At 58.3% G+C, this 16,344-nt stretch carries 20 protein-coding genes; 9 read left to right on the top strand and 11 right to left on the bottom strand.

Features of this window, described 5'->3' with window-relative positions; genetic code table 11:
- Positions 1–150: 150 nt before the first annotated feature.
- The gene (locus tag GGD50_RS01880; RefSeq protein ID WP_107107430.1) at positions 151–810 is read left to right on the top strand and encodes a glutathione S-transferase family protein; all 660 of its coding nucleotides are present in this window, start codon (positions 151–153) and stop codon (positions 808–810) included.
- A 27-nt stretch (positions 811–837) separates the two neighbouring features.
- On the opposite strand, the gene GGD50_RS01875 is transcribed toward GGD50_RS01880, so the two are convergent.
- Positions 838–1,734, bottom strand: coding sequence for a LysR substrate-binding domain-containing protein (locus GGD50_RS01875; protein ID WP_107107429.1), 897 nt, complete (start codon positions 1,732–1,734; stop codon positions 838–840).
- A gap of 31 nt (positions 1,735–1,765) precedes the next feature.
- Positions 1,766–2,122 carry a hypothetical protein gene (locus GGD50_RS01870; RefSeq protein ID WP_181316020.1) on the bottom strand — a complete coding sequence of 119 codons (357 nt, stop codon included), beginning with the start codon at positions 2,120–2,122 and terminating at the stop codon, positions 1,766–1,768.
- A 47-nt stretch (positions 2,123–2,169) separates the two neighbouring features.
- Here GGD50_RS01870 and GGD50_RS01865 point away from each other — a divergent pair, with 47 nt between their 5' ends.
- Positions 2,170–2,532: an MmcQ/YjbR family DNA-binding protein gene (locus GGD50_RS01865; RefSeq protein ID WP_107107427.1), complete on the top strand. Its 363-nt coding sequence runs from the start codon at positions 2,170–2,172 to the stop codon at positions 2,530–2,532.
- Here GGD50_RS01865 and GGD50_RS01860 read toward each other — a convergent pair whose 3' ends face one another.
- Together GGD50_RS01860 and GGD50_RS01855 are read right to left on the bottom strand one after the other, a co-directional pair.
- Positions 2,533–3,153 (bottom strand): glutathione S-transferase family protein, encoded by a 621-nt coding sequence (locus GGD50_RS01860; protein WP_107107426.1) that lies wholly within the window; start codon positions 3,151–3,153, stop codon positions 2,533–2,535.
- A 118-nt stretch (positions 3,154–3,271) separates the two neighbouring features.
- A complete protein-coding gene (locus GGD50_RS01855) occupies positions 3,272–3,628 on the bottom strand; it encodes a DUF4406 domain-containing protein (protein ID WP_107107425.1) in 357 nt (118 codons plus the stop codon).
- A gap of 123 nt (positions 3,629–3,751) precedes the next feature.
- Here GGD50_RS01855 and GGD50_RS01850 point away from each other — a divergent pair, with 123 nt between their 5' ends.
- A complete protein-coding gene (locus tag GGD50_RS01850; protein ID WP_107107424.1) occupies positions 3,752–4,513 on the top strand; it encodes a DeoR/GlpR family DNA-binding transcription regulator in 762 nt (253 codons plus the stop codon).
- 23 nt (positions 4,514–4,536) lie between these two features.
- On the opposite strand, the gene GGD50_RS01845 is transcribed toward GGD50_RS01850, so the two are convergent.
- Positions 4,537–5,127: a phosphatase PAP2 family protein gene (locus tag GGD50_RS01845; RefSeq protein ID WP_245407434.1), complete on the bottom strand. Its 591-nt coding sequence runs from the start codon at positions 5,125–5,127 to the stop codon at positions 4,537–4,539.
- Between GGD50_RS01845 and GGD50_RS01840 the strand changes: the two genes are divergently transcribed.
- The 5 genes from GGD50_RS01840 to GGD50_RS01820 all read left to right on the top strand — a co-directional run bounded on the left by GGD50_RS01840 (position 5,126) and on the right by GGD50_RS01820 (position 8,856).
- A complete protein-coding gene (locus GGD50_RS01840; RefSeq protein ID WP_107107423.1) occupies positions 5,126–5,602 on the top strand; it encodes a DUF2127 domain-containing protein in 477 nt (158 codons plus the stop codon). The two genes, GGD50_RS01845 and GGD50_RS01840, sit on opposite strands and share 2 nt — an antisense overlap.
- Before the next feature lie 332 nt (positions 5,603–5,934).
- Entirely contained in the window at positions 5,935–6,177 is a 243-nt protein-coding gene (locus GGD50_RS01835; RefSeq protein WP_146143980.1) for a hypothetical protein, read from the top strand.
- Positions 6,178–6,418: 241 nt separating this feature from the next.
- Positions 6,419–7,225 (top strand): DUF2092 domain-containing protein, encoded by an 807-nt coding sequence (locus tag GGD50_RS01825; protein WP_107107500.1) that lies wholly within the window; start codon positions 6,419–6,421, stop codon positions 7,223–7,225.
- The gene (locus GGD50_RS32660; protein WP_107107421.1) at positions 7,222–7,434 is read left to right on the top strand and encodes a hypothetical protein; all 213 of its coding nucleotides are present in this window, start codon (positions 7,222–7,224) and stop codon (positions 7,432–7,434) included. The genes GGD50_RS01825 and GGD50_RS32660 overlap by 4 nt, the downstream gene beginning before the upstream one ends.
- Positions 7,435–7,533: 99 nt before the next feature.
- Positions 7,534–8,856: a DUF2254 domain-containing protein gene (locus GGD50_RS01820; RefSeq protein ID WP_107107420.1), complete on the top strand. Its 1,323-nt coding sequence runs from the start codon at positions 7,534–7,536 to the stop codon at positions 8,854–8,856.
- Between the two features lie 6 nt (positions 8,857–8,862).
- Here the strand turns inward: GGD50_RS01820 and GGD50_RS01815 are convergent, their stop codons facing one another.
- Together GGD50_RS01815 and GGD50_RS01810 are read right to left on the bottom strand one after the other, a co-directional pair.
- Positions 8,863–9,870, bottom strand: a complete 1,008-nt coding sequence (locus GGD50_RS01815) for an asparaginase (RefSeq protein ID WP_107107499.1) — start codon at positions 9,868–9,870, stop codon at positions 8,863–8,865.
- 110 nt (positions 9,871–9,980) lie between these two features.
- Positions 9,981–10,604: a helix-turn-helix transcriptional regulator gene (locus GGD50_RS01810; protein ID WP_107107419.1), complete on the bottom strand. Its 624-nt coding sequence runs from the start codon at positions 10,602–10,604 to the stop codon at positions 9,981–9,983.
- 100 nt (positions 10,605–10,704) lie between these two features.
- Between GGD50_RS01810 and GGD50_RS01805 the strand changes: the two genes are divergently transcribed.
- Positions 10,705–12,129 carry an MFS transporter gene (locus tag GGD50_RS01805; protein ID WP_107107418.1) on the top strand — a complete coding sequence of 475 codons (1,425 nt, stop codon included), beginning with the start codon at positions 10,705–10,707 and terminating at the stop codon, positions 12,127–12,129.
- Here the strand turns inward: GGD50_RS01805 and GGD50_RS01800 are convergent.
- From GGD50_RS01800 to GGD50_RS01785, 4 genes are all read right to left on the bottom strand, one after another.
- A complete protein-coding gene (locus GGD50_RS01800; protein WP_107107417.1) occupies positions 12,110–13,108 on the bottom strand; it encodes an NAD(P)H-quinone oxidoreductase in 999 nt (332 codons plus the stop codon). The genes GGD50_RS01805 and GGD50_RS01800 overlap by 20 nt on opposite strands.
- A 79-nt stretch (positions 13,109–13,187) precedes the next feature.
- Positions 13,188–14,993, bottom strand: a complete 1,806-nt coding sequence (locus GGD50_RS01795) for a bifunctional diguanylate cyclase/phosphodiesterase (RefSeq protein ID WP_107107416.1) — start codon at positions 14,991–14,993, stop codon at positions 13,188–13,190.
- A 207-nt stretch (positions 14,994–15,200) separates the two neighbouring features.
- The gene (locus GGD50_RS01790) at positions 15,201–15,452 is read right to left on the bottom strand and encodes a ribbon-helix-helix domain-containing protein (RefSeq protein ID WP_028750717.1); all 252 of its coding nucleotides are present in this window, start codon (positions 15,450–15,452) and stop codon (positions 15,201–15,203) included.
- Between the two features lie 233 nt (positions 15,453–15,685).
- Positions 15,686–16,234 (bottom strand): HdeD family acid-resistance protein, encoded by a 549-nt coding sequence (locus GGD50_RS01785; RefSeq protein ID WP_107107415.1) that lies wholly within the window; start codon positions 16,232–16,234, stop codon positions 15,686–15,688.
- Between the last annotated feature and the right edge of the window lie 110 nt (positions 16,235–16,344).

The following is a 16,344-nucleotide window of genomic DNA, read 5'->3' as shown; positions in this document are numbered from 1 at the left end:
ATTCGCAAAGATTGGAGGGCTTGGCGGATATTTTCGTGCTTGATCCTGTACACTCATCAAAAGCTTTCATTGCAGATATAAGCCGGAGCCTCTTCCGCTTGGCGAAAGCCGCCCATAACCTCGCTTCGACTCGATTTTTGGAGACCGACCATGCTGACGATTTACGGCGTCTATCGCTCACGCGCATCGCGCAACTACTGGATGGCGGAGGAGCTTGGCATCCCCTTTCAATCCGTGCCCGTGATACAGGCAAGTCGGCTCGAAAATCCGCTAAGCCCGGAAGCGCCTATCAATACGATAACGCCCGAATTCCTGGCCGTGAATCCGATGGGCATGATCCCCGCTGTCAAGGACGGCGATCTCGTCATGCATGAATCGCTCGCCATCAATCTCTATCTCGCCCGCAAGTATGGCGGGCCGCTATCCGGGAAGACGGTGGAAGAAGAGGGTCTGCTCGGCATGTGGACCATGTGGGCAGCTACGGAGGTAGAGCCCTACTCCGTGGCCCTCGTCCGCATCTACGACCGTTCGCAGGAGAACACCGATGCCGGCAAGGCCGGGATCGCGGTTGCCTGCCGGTCGCTGAAGCGGCCATTGGACGTGCTGGAAAAGCACCTGACGGGCCAGGATTACCTCCTGGGCGATCGCTTCACCGTCGCCGACCTCAATCTCGCGGAGGTGCTGCGCTACGCTCAGACCGAGCAGGCATTGTTCGATAGCCATCCGAATTTGAAGACCTGGATCGAGCGCTGTCAGTCGCGCGATGCCTATAAGGCGATGCAGGCGACACGCGGCAAGGAGCCGGTGTAAAAACCGCGCGTTTTCCCTGGAATTGCCTTAGCGAAAGAGCTTCATGCTCTCTTCCATCTCGTCGCGCATCCAGGTCTTGAAAGCAGTCACCTTCTTGGCTTCACGCACGCCTTCCGCCGTGATGAAATAATGGCCGAAACCGTTTTTGGCACGAATGCCAAAGGGATCGACGAGGCATTTCTGTTGTAGTGCATAGGCGGCCAGCGTCTGCCAAGCGAGCATGACGCCCTGGCCCGCCATGGCGGCGTCGAGGCAAAGCGAGGCGTCGTTGAAGATATGCCGCTCTTCCATGCATTTGCCGGAGAGGCCGGCCTTGCTCAGCCAGACCTCCCACGTGAACATAGCCCTACTGTCGATGACGGCGGGAACCTGCAGGAGATCGGCCGGTTCCTTCAATCGGCTGGCGATCTGCGGCGTCACCACCGGAAAGATCTCCTGTTCCAGCAGTAGCTCGGACTTGACGCCCGCCCATTGGCCATCGCCGACGCGGATGCCGATATCGACATCCGACGTTGCCGGATTGATGAGTTGCATGGTCGCATCGATACGCAGCCTGATATCCGGATGACGTTTGGCGAAACGATCGAGCCGATGCACCAGCCATCGCGCCGCAAGAACCGGAGCCACGGAAATAGTGAGAATATTGTCATCACGGTGCTGCGCGGCTGTCACCGCCGCCGACAGTGCCTGAAAGCCTTCGCCGAGGCGTGCCAAGACCGAAAGGCCTGCCTCGGTCACGATCATGCCCTTCGGCGTACGCTCGAAAACCGGCCGCCCCAACTGCGCCTCAGCCTTGATCACCTGCTGGCTGACGGCGCCGATGGTCACGCCAAGCTCGTCGGCAGCCGCCTGCAACGACCCAAGCCGGCCCACGGCCTCCAATGCCCGGAGGCCATTCAGATGAACGCTGTTGAGATTCTTCATATAGAATATCTATATCAGCATCCCGGCATTCTCAATTGAAAAGCTGGGCGATGCGCGCGATCATTGCGGCATAAAACCACAACCGCCACCATCCCGTCGACTGATACACCACAAGCGCATCGTTGCGGTAGCGAGGAGGCATGCCATGTCGATACTGAAGCTTTTCTTCAATCACCTGCCGCGCGATAACAACGAGCGTGACGACCCGTTGCAACATCCGGCACTGGCGGCCATGTCGCTGGAGGAACTGGCCGACCTGCCGCTCATGCCCGAGAATTTGGGGCGGAAGGAAGGCCCAGATCAAAGATTGAAAGAATGCGTGTAACGAAAGAGCAAGCCCTTTCACACGCTGAACCTTCCCAACCGGCTCTTCGGCTATCTCTTCCACTGGTGTATGATTGTGGACGACATACGACCGGAACGGGAAAGCGCAGTATGGCCGTCAGCATCGAAACCGACGCGATATCCCAACGCCTTCAACGCGTTGCTGCGCAAGCCGGCCTGCCCGAAGTCGAGGTCAGCACCCACTATGGCACGCCGGCGCTGAAGGTCGGCGGCAAGGCTTTCGTTTCGGTCAAGAATGGCGAGACGATCGTGCTGGCGCTGCCGATCGACCGCAAGGAGCAGCTCATCGAGATGGCGCCCGAGATCTATTTCCAGTCGGATCACTATGTCGGCTGGCCGGCGCTGCCAACGCGTATCGACGCCATCGGTGACGAAGAACTGCAACTGCGGCTGATCGAGGCCTGGCAGTTTCGGGCGCCGAAGACATTGCGGGCTGCCTTCGACGCCTGTTGATCAAGCCCGCTCGGCGGCGATGGCTCTTTGCACGGCAGGGCGTTCCAGCATCCGCGCGTGGTGGGCGCTGACCTTCTCAAAGCGGGTCGGATCGACGCTATCGCCCGGCAACCAATTTGTCAGCGTGAAGAGATAGCCGTCGGCAACGGTATATTGCTCGCCCATCACCCATGGCCCTTCCAGCATCTTTTCCTCGATCAGCGTGAAACACTCACCCATATTCTGCGGCACCTTGGCCTTCATCGCTTCGATCGCCGCCTCATCGTCGGTCCAGCGATAGCCGCGCCCTTTGTGAGCATGGTTCACATGCACGGTCGAGGCGAGGTAGCTGTTGAAGGCCTGCATGCGGGCAAAATCGAAGGGATCATCGAGCGGCGCCAGCCGGGCGGCCGGCGCGATCTGGGCGACATAGGCGAGGATCGCAACGTTTTCCGTGATGACGCCTTTGTCTGTCACCAGCGCCGGAACACGACCCTTGGGATTGATCGCCAGATAGTCCGGCGACCGCTGCTCTCCGTTGGCAAAATTGAGGCGCCGCGGCTCGTAGGCAAGGCCCGACTCTTCAAGCGCTATCAGACTGGCGAGTGCACAACTGCCCGGTGCGAAATACAAATTCAGCATATCCGTTTCCTCCGCTCTGATTTCGTCAGACGTTAACGGCGACCGGAGGAATACGGAAGTGGCTGGCATCGATATCGGTTATGAAAGCTTTTGATGTATGCCGCCTGCGCACCGCACCTTAGGCACAGCCCGGCACATCTTCCAGCCGATACCAGACGGGAATGCCGCGTTCGCCGGCGATGCGGACGTCGTTGTCGGCTCCCTTGGACTCGCCGGGAAGCCGGAGAACGCCCTCGCACAGTTGCAGCAACCGGCCTGCGGTCGGGTGGAATATCTCTTCGTAGAGATCGTCGCCGATGCTCTTGCCGCCGGCGGCATGCCAGACCGGCAAGGCGACCCATTCGCCGATCATCGGCAGATGCCCTGCCTTGAACAAGGCATAGGACGGCTCTTCCAGCCGCTTGAGATTCTCCGCCATCTTTTGCGGATCGTCTCCGGTTCCCGAACGATACGGCCCGGCAATCAAGATCAACATGTCACATCTCCTCTTCCTCATGCATCATGCATGGATTTGCACGAATATGCGTTAAAGTTCTTGATTGTCGACTCATTTTTGATAAATTCACGATATTTCATGAATTATCGTGCGGAAACAGGCATGCTTACAGGCCAGCGAAAGACCCTCATCCTCGATATCCTGCGGCGCGACGGCCAGGTGATCGCCAAGAAGATCGCAGACGATTTCGGCCTGTCCGAAGACACGATCCGCAGGGATCTGAGGGAAATGGCGGCGGAGCGGCTGCTGAAACGCGTGCATGGCGGCGCGCTGCCGCTCGCACCGGAGCTACCGGATTTCTCCACGCGACGGGGTGTAGCGCCGGATGTGAAGCGGCAACTCGGCGCCTTTGTGGCGAAGATGGTTCAACCGGGACGAACGGTGTTTCTCGATGGCGGGACGACGACGGCGGAGATCGCCCGCCATCTTCCCAGGAACTTTGCCTTTACCGTCGTCACGCATAGCCCGACGATCGCGGGCGAGTTGGAACATCATCCGACAGCCGACGTGATCCTGATCGGCGGCAAGCTCTACAAGCACTCGATGGTGGCGACAGGCGCGGCGGCTATGGCGGCAATCTCATTGGTGCGGCCAGATATCTTCTTCCTGGGCGTAACCGCCATCCACCCCGTTCACGGCCTTTCGACCGGCGATTTCGAGGAGGCGGCAATCAAGCGGCATATCGCGCAATGCTCGGCGGAAACCTATGTGATGGTGACCCAGGAAAAGCTGGATGCCGCCTCTCCATGCCATATCCTGCCCATCACGGCGGTTTCGGGCATGGTCGTGCCGCCTGACATCACCGAGGCGAGCCTGGCGCCCTATCGGAGCGCACAGGTTCCCATTTTCACGGTCAGCGACTGAAGCAAGCTGCGATACAGATGCATTCAAAGCAGGCCAGTAATCCACCTGTCCAGCTTCGAATCCTGACGATAGGCTATGTTTATAACAGCCGCCGAAACGATGGCTGTCGCGGCGCCACCGAGAATGTCGGTGATATAGTGCGTCCCGACATAGATTCTGGACAGACAGACCAACAGAGCGACAACGAGGAAGGCGATACCTCTCCGCCACAGGCCACATAGCAGGAAAGCCGCAACAATGGCGAACGTCGCGGTCGCGTGATCGGACGGAAACGACCAATCGGCGGAGCGATCGATAATCAGGTGCGTGATACCTGCATCATATGGACGAATCCGGTGCACGAACAGCAGGATGATTTGATTGACGCCTAACCCAATAAGAAAAGACAACCCCGCCACAATACAGGCATGCCGCACATGAGTTTTGGAGGCGCCCCCACTCCACCATTGCAGCACAATCGCCAGAATGAGGAGTGGAACCCCGAATTGCGTGATCATGATCATGATCCGGTCCAACATTGGACTTATGCCTGCGAAACTATTGATCCATTGTGTGACTGCTTGATCCATGTGGTCATTCATCCAAAATTGTTGACGGGGATTGCGATCGAGCATGAATGAACGCCGGATTCATCAGCTCTTTGAGATCAGCGTGTTGCTAAAGGGCGCTCATGCGCTCATCGAATGTATTGGGGGAATAGCGCTTGCGCTGGTGAGTACCGCTTCGATCGTTCGTCTCGTGAATGCACTCACCCAAGAGGAATTGATCGGAGATCCCAAAGACTTCATCGCCACTCACCTTCTCGCCTGGTCGCATGACTTCTCCCTCGCGACCAAGAACTTCTATGCGTACTATCTCCTGAGCCATGGCCTGGTGAAAGTGCTGCTCGTCATCGGCCTTCTCAGGGGCAAGCTATGGGCATATCCAGCATCTTTGGCGGCTTTGGGGCTTTTCATCGTCTATCAGCTCTACCGTTTCACCGACACGCATGGCATCGGGCTTCTGGTGCTGACGGCCTTCGATGTGGTCGTCATGGGCTTGATCTGGCATGAGTACAGGCTCGTGCGGCAGCATCTGCCGACAAGGTAGTAAACAGGCGGCGCCATGTTGCTGTCGCATGTTGTCCTCCGACATGGAGGGACAAAGTCTGATTTCTGAATCTGTTTGCAATTGAACGCGGCGTTGAGCGGGCGGTATATGCGGCGTGCAATACAGTAATATACGCCCTCTATGCGATTGCTTCGCGTATAATCCAAATTCGATCTCTGAGACACGGGATAGAAGGAGGCGCGAAATGCTGAAACGCGATCTCCTACAAGTATCCGTATCACAGCGTGCTTTAGCGTATCGATCATCGACTACGCGACCGACTCGTTGTAGGGCGGCGGGGATATCGAGCCGCGCTGATCGAGGTGGCAATCGTGTTGAACGCCGCCGTCACTGCCTACGGCATCCGTCCAAGCCTGAATCTTGGTGAGCGCGGTGCAATTGATGTCGTCTTCGGGGTCTATCTTCTGGAGGAACGGCTGGTTTGGTCGCCGGGGCATGCGGGTCCGGACTGGTTCGGCCTCGCGCCTACGCCGCGCGACGCTAACGAATTCGTTGCGTTATGCGGCCTCCTGGTGTCGTGCCCTCGGATACAAGCTTTGCTTGATGGCGTCTGAAGAAGTTCCGGCGCTCGTTTCGATTTGGTCTTGAGACCTTTGATTTGGGCGAATTCGTAGCTCGAACCAATCGTCGACGTGCTCAACCAGAATTTTTTCGCGGAGGAAATCATGTGGAGCGACCAGCGCATAGGCCAGCCGGATTGACCAGTTCTTCGCGGGTGCCGGGCTCGATTTGAAATAGCCCCCGCCAGGCAGTGCGCCATGACCAATCATGAGCAACCAGAAGGAGGATACACCGATGAGGAGAAAAGAGCGAAAGGCCACATGGTCGACCGGAGTGGCGTTTTCGTCGGCACTGGCGCTGATCTTTGTGATAGGAGCGTCGCAGGGAGCAAGCGCTGGCGAAGCGGAAGCCAAGGCGCTACTTAAGGCGATGTCGGACTATATGGCGGCTCAGAAGACCATTTCGTTCGCGTATGACAGTAATCTCGAAGTCGTCACCAAGGACCACCAAAAGCTGCTGCTGGCGAGTTCGGGCAACATTGAACTCGGCAGGCCCGACAAGATCCGCGTTGCCCGGACCGGCGGATTCGCCGATGTCGAAATGCTTTTCGACGGCAAGACGCTCACCCTGCTGGGCAAGAACCACAATCTCTACACGCAGATGGAGGTGCCTGGCACGGTCGAGCATCTTGTCGATGAATTAAGGGAAAAGCTCCACAAACCCGTACCCGGCGCTGATCTGCTTTTGCCCAATGTCTACAATGAATTGATCGCAGATGTGGTCAATGTGAAGGATCTCGGCAGCGGCGTGATCGGCGGTACCGAATGCGATCATCTCGCATTTCGCAACAAGGATGTTGATTGGCAGATATGGATCGCCCAAGGCGACCACCCCTATCCCTGCAGGTATGTAGTCACCGCCAACAAGGTTGACCAGGCACCGCAGTACAGCATCCAGATCAGGGATTGGAAAGCAGGCGCTGACGCTGCCGCGGATGATTTCGCCTTCAACAACGCAACTGGAGCCAAGAAGACCGACATCGAGGAACTGAAAGATATCGACGAACTACCCGCTCATTTTGTCAAAGGAGGTGGCCAATGACCATGATCAGGAAACTGGGAATTCTTTTGATGGCTGCAGGCATGGGATTGTCCGGGCTTGAGGCGGGCGAAAGACTGTCGGTCCCCGGCATCCATGGCTTTGTCTCGACAGCGGAGGCAAGAGTCGGGCGTCCCTTGACGCCGGTTAGTGTGGCAGGCGTGGCACGGCGCACCTCACGGCGCTGCGCCGCAGGAGTGTACGCGTGCTAGGATCTCGCTGATTGTAGTAGATCGAACCACCGATATGCCTATTTTGGCGTAATCTGTGATGCGGCGATGGTATCCCGCTCGGATACCGAGGAACAAAAGATGAGCTGGAGCCGATTATATAGCTTGAAAAGCTACATAAAATCTTCGCTATGGCTCGTGCCGTTCATCGCCTTACTTATGTATATCATAGCAATTCGCATGGCCTATCTATTTGAACCGTGGTTAATCTGGATCGAACCATGGCCATGGGGTGTTGCGGGCTCGCAGAGGCTGCTGGAAACGATCATTACGATGACGCTGACCTTCGTCGTCTTTACGTTTGGGTCGCTGCTGGTGGCGATCCAAATCGCAGGCGGTCAACTGACGCCCCGGATCATTGCGACTACCTTGCTGCGCGACAATGCCATCCGATTCACCGTCGGACTTTTCATATTCACGCTGCTGTTCGCAACGGGCGCACTCGCAAGGCTGGAAACCGACACCCACCATGCCATCATAGGTGTCGCGGGCTTTTTGGGTTTTCTGTCCATCGCCGCCTTCCTTTATTTGATCGACTATGCCGCCCGTCTCCTACGACCGGTCAGCATTGTCTTGCGAGTGAGCGAGCAGGGTCGCGCGGTCATCGAGGACGTGTTTCCGACAATGGCGACAAGAGAAGCGGACGCCGCTACTAGAGATCCGAGACCAAGTACTCGGCCCGACAAAACTATCCTCTACAAGGGGCGACCCGCCATCATCGTGGCCATCAACAAAAGTGCCTTATTGAAGTTGGCCGAGAAAACGCAGTCAGTGATCGAATTGGTCCCGAGGATCGGTGATTTTGTGGCATCTGGCGAGCCCCTCTTTCGATTGTACGGCAACCGATTTCCCGAGGAATCCGTCCTGAAGGCGATGATCGCCTTCGGGCCGGAACGGACCCTTGAACAGGACGCGACATTCGCGTTCAGGATCATCGTGGATATTGCCATCAAGGCTCTCTCGAAGGCGATAAATGATCCGACGACCGCGGTGCCCGCGATCGATCAGTTGCAGCGCCTGCTCTGCTTCGTGGGTAAGCGCAACCTAACGGGAAAAACGATCCTGAACCAATCTGGAGAACTACGGGTCATCTGCAGGACGCCGGACTGGGAAGATTTCGTAAAATTGACCTTCAGCGAAATTCGGTTTTATGGCGCGGAAAATTTCCAGATCGCGCGCCGCCTGCGCGCCGTACTGGAATATGGCTTGCAGGTGCTGCCCGATTTCCGCCGGCCGGCTTTGGAGGCGGAACTGGCATTGTTGGATCGGCGGCTGGCAGAGCTATACGACTTTCCGGAGGACTTGGCGCTGGCCCAAATGGCGGATTCGCAAGGCTTGGGCGGCTCGACGCCTTCAACCGTACGACCGCTGTCCGGCACATCTCAGATTCGGAATAGTGGCTAAGCAGCCTTATGCCGTCAGCGCTTCCGCCGCTCTGATATCGCCGACATGGATGCCGTTCCAGTTGCTGAGCGTCCTGTTGGCCATCGCCATCAAACCGGCATGGACGTCCCCGCCCTTTTCAAAGAAGCGGGCGAGTACGGCGGCAACCATGGTTTCGGCGCCGCGGCCGCTGCCATCATCGCATTTGACCGCAATCGCGACGCCTTGTTCGGGAATTGCAGCGCAGAAGACGCCTTCGGCGCCGGTCTTGGCGAAGATGCGGCCCGGGGCCACCTGCATCAGCTTGGTGCAGGCCCGGCCGGTGCCGGCAACATAGAAGGGCTCGGCCATGCAGGCTTCGAACAGTCGGCGCGAGGCCTTGCCGCGCAGCGGCTCCAGGCCAACGCCCGTCGCCATCTTGGCGAAACCATGTGCCAGGCTTCTGAGCGGCACGGCGTAATTCGGGATCGAGCAGCCATCGGTGCCGCAATTGTCGTGGCCTAGCGGCGTTCCCGTCAGGTTTTGCATCGTTACGCGGATCTGCTGCTGCAGCGGATGGTCGTAGCCGACATAGCCCTTGGGATCGATGTCCTGATGGCAGCAAGCGCACACGAAGCCGGAGTGCTTGCCGGAGCAGTTGTTGTGCAGCGCCGTCGGCTTTCCGACAGTGCGCGCCTGGTGGATGATCGCTTTCTGCTCGAAGGACCAATGTGCGCCGCATTCCAGCGTGCCGACATCCCGGCCGGCGCGGGCAAGCATGGAGGCAGCCAGAGCCACATGCGCGTCCTCGCCGCTATGCGAGGAGCAGGCCAGCGCCAATTCCATGTCACCGAAGCCATAGGCATCCGCCGCACCGCTTTCGACCAGCGGCAAGGCCTGCATCGCCTTGCAGGCCGAGCGCGGAAACACTCCACTCTCGATATCGCCAAGCGACAGCACCAACGTCCCATCACCATCGACGACGGCAACCGAACCGCGATGACGGCTTTCAACGAGATTTCCACGGGTGACTTCGACACAGACGGGATTGGACATGATGGGAAGCACTCTTTGATTTGCGAGATACGCTACTGATAGCCGGTGAGCGGGGGATTGCCAACCGCCTCAGGAATCTATGGCCATGGTGACCACATAGCCGTTTCGCTTCAGATCGCCCGAATCCGATAGGCACAACGGCGCGCGCCGAGAAGGATGTGCTCCTCTCGCTCCACGTCTGCCCCAAGTGTCGCACGAAACGTTTCGAGTTCGGACCGACAGAAACCGGCGCATACCGTTGCGGCGGCGCAGATCGGGCAATGGTTCTCCACCAGCACAAGCGAACCGTCCTCTTCCTGCCAATGATCCGCCATATAGCCTTCGCGCGTGCGGATGGCGGCGAGGGTGGCGACGCGCGACGGCAGGTCGGCGGTGACCTCGATCTCGCTACGGTAGCGCTTGAGCGTCTCCGTTTCGCGGGCGGAAATGACCGCATCGACCGCACCCTGCCCCAACTGTTCGGCCATGGTCGCTAGAAGCGTCGCGGTCAAGTCGGCATGGCCATCGGGAAATTGGCGGTTGCCGGCCGCCGTCAGGTGCCAGAATTGCCGCGGTCGCCCCCGGCCCGATGCGGCTTCCGTCACAGGCTCGACCAGGCCCTCCTCTCCCATCTTCGTCAATTGTTGGCGCGCCGCTTCAGACGATATGCCGAGCGCACCACCGATCGTCGATGCGAGCTGCGGCCCGTCGGTTTTCAGCAGGATCAGAATGCGGTTTGCCGGCGATTGGCGCATTTTTCCAAGTTTTCTCTTGTTTTAATTTCGGCACGATGTAATTTCCAATTCATAACTTGGAAAATAATTATTCGCTAGGGAAAATGCCGAGGATCATCCGATGTCGAGCATCCAGAACGCAGATACGTCCCACTCCACCTCCATCTTCACACTCTTCTCGCCCCAGCTTCTGCCGGCAACCTTGATGCTCGGCGGCGGTGTCGTCCTCTATGCCGTCGAATCCTACATCACCGCGACGATCGCACCTTCCGTCGTTCGCGATATCGGTGGTCTGGAGCTGTTTTCCTGGATGACCACGCTTTTCGTCGCGGCCGGCGTTCTCGGCTCGATCACCGTTGCGACACGGCCGAGAGGCATAGGCCTGCGCACGGTCTACATCGCGGCGGCGCTGATATTCGGCTTGGGAAACCTGATCTGTGCCATGGCGCCGGCGATTCAGGTCGTGCTTGCCGGTCGTGCGGTGCAGGGTTTCGGCGCCGGCATGCTGGGCGCGCTTGGCTATGCTTTCATCCGTTTCGTCTATCCGGAGCCGCTGTGGCGGAAAGCGTCAACACTTTACGCCGCCATATGGGGTGTCGCGACGGTGCTCGGGCCGACATTGGGCGGGCTGTTTTCCCAAGGCAGCGCCTGGCGCGAGGCCTTCATCATTCTCGTGCCGTTGGCGGGCGTTATGGCGCTCTCGGCCCCGTGGCTGCTGCCGCGCGTCGAGGATGATCGAGCGCAACAGAAGACGCCGTTCCTTCAGATTGCCCTTCTGCTCGGCGCGGTCTTGTTGGTAAGCCTCGCCGGAACCATCGGAAATATGTCGAGCAAGGTCATGCTCGTTGCTATTTCAGTGGCTTCCGTTTCCGCCATGCTCACCGTCGAGCGAAAAAGCGCGAGCCGGCTTCTGCCGCAAGGCGCGGTCATGCTCAGCAAGCCGATATCCCGGCTCTATCTGACGATGTTCACGATGATGATGGTGCTGACCAGCGATATCTATATTCCGTATTTCCTGCAGACGCTGCATGGCGTGGCGCCGCTGGTTTCGGGCTATCTGGTCGCCCTGGTCGCGCTGGGTTGGACTTTCGCCGCCTTTTTTAGTGCGCCATTTTCCGGAAACCGGGCGGGCGCTGCAATCATAGTCGGCTGTATACTTGAAGCCGTGGCCACGGCTTCACTCATCCCGTTTCTGGCGAGGGATAATCCGTCCGGCGATCTTATTCTGCTCGGCCCGGCTGTCGTCGCCATGTTCCTGATGGGTTTCGGCGTCGGTCTCGGCTGGGCGCATCTGGTGACCAAGGTCATCTGCCTTGTCGGCCCTGACGAGCAGGACAAGGCGTCGGCTGCCATTTCCACGGTTCAGTCGCTGGGTGGCGCCTTTGGCTCTTCCTTTGCGGGCGTCATCGTCAACGGCGCCGGTCTTGCCGATCCCGGCGGCGTCCCAGGCGGCCTGTCGGCGGCCACATGGCTCTATGCGTTGATGGCCCTGCCCGGCTTCGTTGCCATTGCGATGTCGTTGACCCTCAAACGAGCTTCAGCATGATCTTGCCGATGTGATTGCTGGTCTCCATCAGCTTGTGCGCCTCGACGACGTCTTCGAAGGCAAATGTGCGATAGATAACGGGAGCGATGGTGCCTTCGTCGAGCAACGGCCAAACCTGGGAAAGGAGATCATCGCGGATGGCGCGTTTTTCTTCCGCCGTGCGCGGGCGCATGGTCGATCCCGTCACCGTCAGGCGTTTGACCATGATCGGCTGCAGATTGACCTTATCGGCCACCGCACCGCCGAGGAAGGCGATGATCGACAGGCAGCCGTCCTTGGCGAGCGAGGCCAGGTTCTTTTCAAAATAAGCGGCGCCGATCATATCGAGGACGGCATCGACACCATGGCCGGTTTCCGCCTTGATGACCTCGGCAAAGTCTTCCTCTTTATAGTTGATGGCCCGCTTCGCGCCGAGCTTCTCGCAGGCTTCGCATTTCTCCTTTGAGCCGGCAGTGGCGTAGACCGTGGCGCCGAAGGCTTTGGCAAGCTGGATTGCCGTCGTGCCGATGCCGCTGGAACCGCCGTGGATCAAGACGCTTTCGCCTTCGGTGAGGCCAGCCATTTGGAAGAGATTGGCCCAGACGGTGAAGAAGGTCTCGGGCAGTGCGGCCGCGCGAACGGCATCATAGCCATTCGGAAACCGCAATGCCTGGCCAGCCGGGAGAACACAATATTCGGCGTAAGCGCCGCCATTGGCGAGGCCGCAAACCTTGTTGCCGATGGCGAATTCTGTGACGCCGCGTGCGACATCGACAACTTCGCCGGCGACTTCCAGACCGAGAATAGGGCTTGCGTCCTTCGGCGGCGGATAAATGCCCTGGCGCTGGGCTACATCGGGCCGGTTGACGCCGGTCGCCTCGACGCGAACGAGGATTTCACCGTCTTTGAGGACGGGCAGAGGCCTGCGGGCGATCGTCATGACCTCGGGAGCGCCGAAAGACGGCAAATCCACAAAACGCATTTCAGACGGCAAGGGCATGACTCACTCTCCTCTCCCAGCAAAGCAATGGAGATAGTTTAGCGCATGCCGATTGAAAAGAAGCCGGTATGGGAGGGCGTCAATTAGTCTCGCCCAGACTCAGGAAGGCAACGCCGGTTTCGTCTTCCTTCGCCCTTGTCTTGATGCCGGCGATCGAGGTGCTGACGCGATTGATATTGTCGATAACCAGCCCTTCGGGCATTTCGAGAATGCCGATGGAGCAACGCATCAGCGGGAACATCGTCTCCGCGCCGCTGCGGTCGTGCCCGCGGATGCGGCCGGCGGCGCGGTCTTCGGCCGAATAGAACTCCAAGACGTCGGCATGGAAATCGGCCAGCAGCCGATCCAGAACCTCGCGCAATTCGTCAAGATTCCAGCCGGTCACGCCGATGAAGAAATCATCGCCGCCGACATGGCCGAGGAAATGGCGCTCGGCAAAAAAGTAACGCCGCATCAGCGCCGCAAACAGCGAGATGGCATGGTCGCCGAGGTGGAAGCCGTAGGCATCGTTGAACGGCTTGAAATTATCGAAATCGCAATAGCAGAAGTGCCTGATCTCGTCGCCGTCGCGACCGGCATTCTGCATGAAATCATGAATGGCGCGATTGCCCGGCAGGCCGGTCAGTGGGTTCTGATCCTGCGCGATCTTGAGCTGCTTCTCGTTGATGACCTTGATCAGCGAAGCCGCCGAGACGATGCCGGCATAGTGCGTGCCCTCGGTGACGATCAGACAATTGCTGCTTTCCATATTGGCGAAGATCGTCATCAGCGTATCGGCGTCAGAATCCAGACCCACGATCGGCGCCATCTCGACGAAATGCGAGATCGAGCGTTCATAAACCTTGTTCTTCAACAGGTCGCGGCCGAAGGGCTGGTAGATATATTCCTTGAGCCGGTATTCGTGGATGATGCCGCGCGGCTCGCCATTGGCGTTGACGACCGGGAAATAGGCCCGCCGCGGATTGCGGCGGAAGAGTTCGAAAACGCTGTCGATGCTGTCATTCTCGCGGATGGTCGGCAGCACTTCGATCTGCTTGCGGATGAGAATTTCGTCCAGCGATTGGCTGTTGCGAGCCATTTTGCCGAGATCCTGCAGATGCGGAAAGCTGGGCTTCAGCTCGTTGATCAGCGTCGTCGGACGGGCAATGAACCAGCCCTGGACAAGATCGACCCCGAATTCGCGGCAGATCAGGAACTCCGCCTCCGTCTCGATGCCTTCGGCGATGACGCGGGTACCAAGGACATGGGCGATATGGACGAGGTTTCTCAGAATGTGGCGCTTGCGGGCGTTGCGATCGATATTGGAGACGAAATGCCGGTCGATCTTGAGATAGTCGACAGGATAGTCCGACAGCAGCTTCATCTCGCCGTGACCGACACCGAAATCATCGATCGCCAGCTTGAAGCCGGCGCCGCGCAGCTTGGCGACCAGATCGCCGAATTCCGGCACGCTGGTGTTGTCGAAGCGCTCGGAAAATTCGAAGCAGACGGAGGACGGTGCGATACCGGCCTTCTTCATGTGCTGCAGCAAACCGCCGACCAGCGTTTCGCCCTGCGGGATCAGCCGGACGTCGAGATTGAGGAAGAGGGTCGCGGTTCGAACATTGGCAAGGGTCGCAAACTTCGCCAGCGCCCGGCTCATTGTCATCTGTTCTAGGCCGAAGAGCTGGCCGGTGCGCTCGGCCTCGTCGAGGATTTGGATCGGGCTGTCGAAGCCGATGCGTTCTTGCCCGCGCATCAAGGATTCATAACCGAAAACCGCGCCGGTACCCACCTCGACAATCGCCTGGAAAGCATTTTCGATGACGAGTTTGGCAAGCATGACAATCTGGTCGCTGGCATACCGGCGCAATACGCCCGGCTCGATGGCGGCAGTCAGGGACATGCCCATCTCCACTTAAGAATTTTGACTAAGTTTTGGGTAAAACTTTGGATTTGGCGCGTTTTCGGCTCAAGATGCGTCACAAGCGTCAAGGAAATCTTTCCCGGATGTGAAAGTTTCGTGAATGGTAAAAGGGCATTAACCGTAGCTTAGCCGCCTCTATCCAGGGGCGGCGGCCGGTCATCTCGTCAAGGATGTTGTATTCGCCGCTCAGTTATGCCGGCGTCTTTCCGCCTCGTAATCAGCAAACATGTCGGCAACACAGCGGCTGCTTTTCGCCACGCTCTCAGGATCGTTGGCTGCACGGGGTACATCGCAGATCTCACCACGCTTGCGCGCGGCATCCCACATGCGCAACGCCTCGCGCACTACCTCGCTGCTCGAAGCATATGTTCCGGTGTCGACAGCCGCGCGGATGCCAGCAGCCTGAAGCGGAGAGATGGAAACCGTTACCATCGGCATGATATTTCTCCCTTTTTTAGTTCTTAAGAAAAACTGTTTGCTGGAGATATATTCAAATGCATGTCGTTGGAGCTTCGAAGGCGCGTCTTGATAGATACGCATGCTCCAGATAACGGCGCCTACCGTTACGTCAGTCAGCGCCACTCCGTCCTCGACGGAAGCCCTCAAAGAGTAACGCCGCTCACGCCTCTTGTCAAAAAGTAGTAGTTCGTTAGCCCCTCTTTACCCGCCCGCTACTGCCTAAGAGCGAGGCCAAAGGCCATCAGCGTCCAGCCTTGAAAAATCAGGTCGAGCGCCAGGAACAGGCCAAGAATCCAGAGACTATTGACCGGCCAACCGACAGCGATCGCAATGCCGGCGAGCGCCGTCACCACACCGCCGATGACGATCCATATCCAGCCCCGTTCCGGCTTTACCTTGCGGCCGACCCAGACGCGAAATGTGCCCGCAATCAGCAATGCAATGGCAAGAAACATCGTCAAAGCTTCGGAGACGAGCAAGGGATTGGCAAAAGCAAGAATGCCGGCGAGCGTATAGAGCAGGCCGCTGAGCACCCAGAAGAGAATATGCTCCCATCCGCGGACCTGAAAGGCATGCGCCAGGTGAATGACCCCGCCGATCAGCATCAGCATGCCGATGTAATAGACCGATACGACCGTGGCGATGAAGAGATTGCCGAGTGCGATCCCGCCGCAAATGAGCAGAAACACACCGAGCGCAACGAACCATCCCCACTTGTCCCGCATGGCGGATGGCGGAACTTCATCCAGAACATTGACCATGACTGCACCTCCTCGTTCCCGGGGGCATGATACAGGATGTATCTCGGAAAGCGGCAGGAGATTCAGAAGTCGATCAAATCGGCCATCACTTTTTTGTTGATTGATCAGTC

This window comes from Martinezella paranaensis (assembly GCF_014200235.1).
GTDB classification, from domain to species: domain Bacteria; phylum Pseudomonadota; class Alphaproteobacteria; order Rhizobiales; family Rhizobiaceae; genus Rhizobium; species Rhizobium paranaense.
This window is presented reverse-complemented; position numbering and strand designations above follow the sequence as displayed.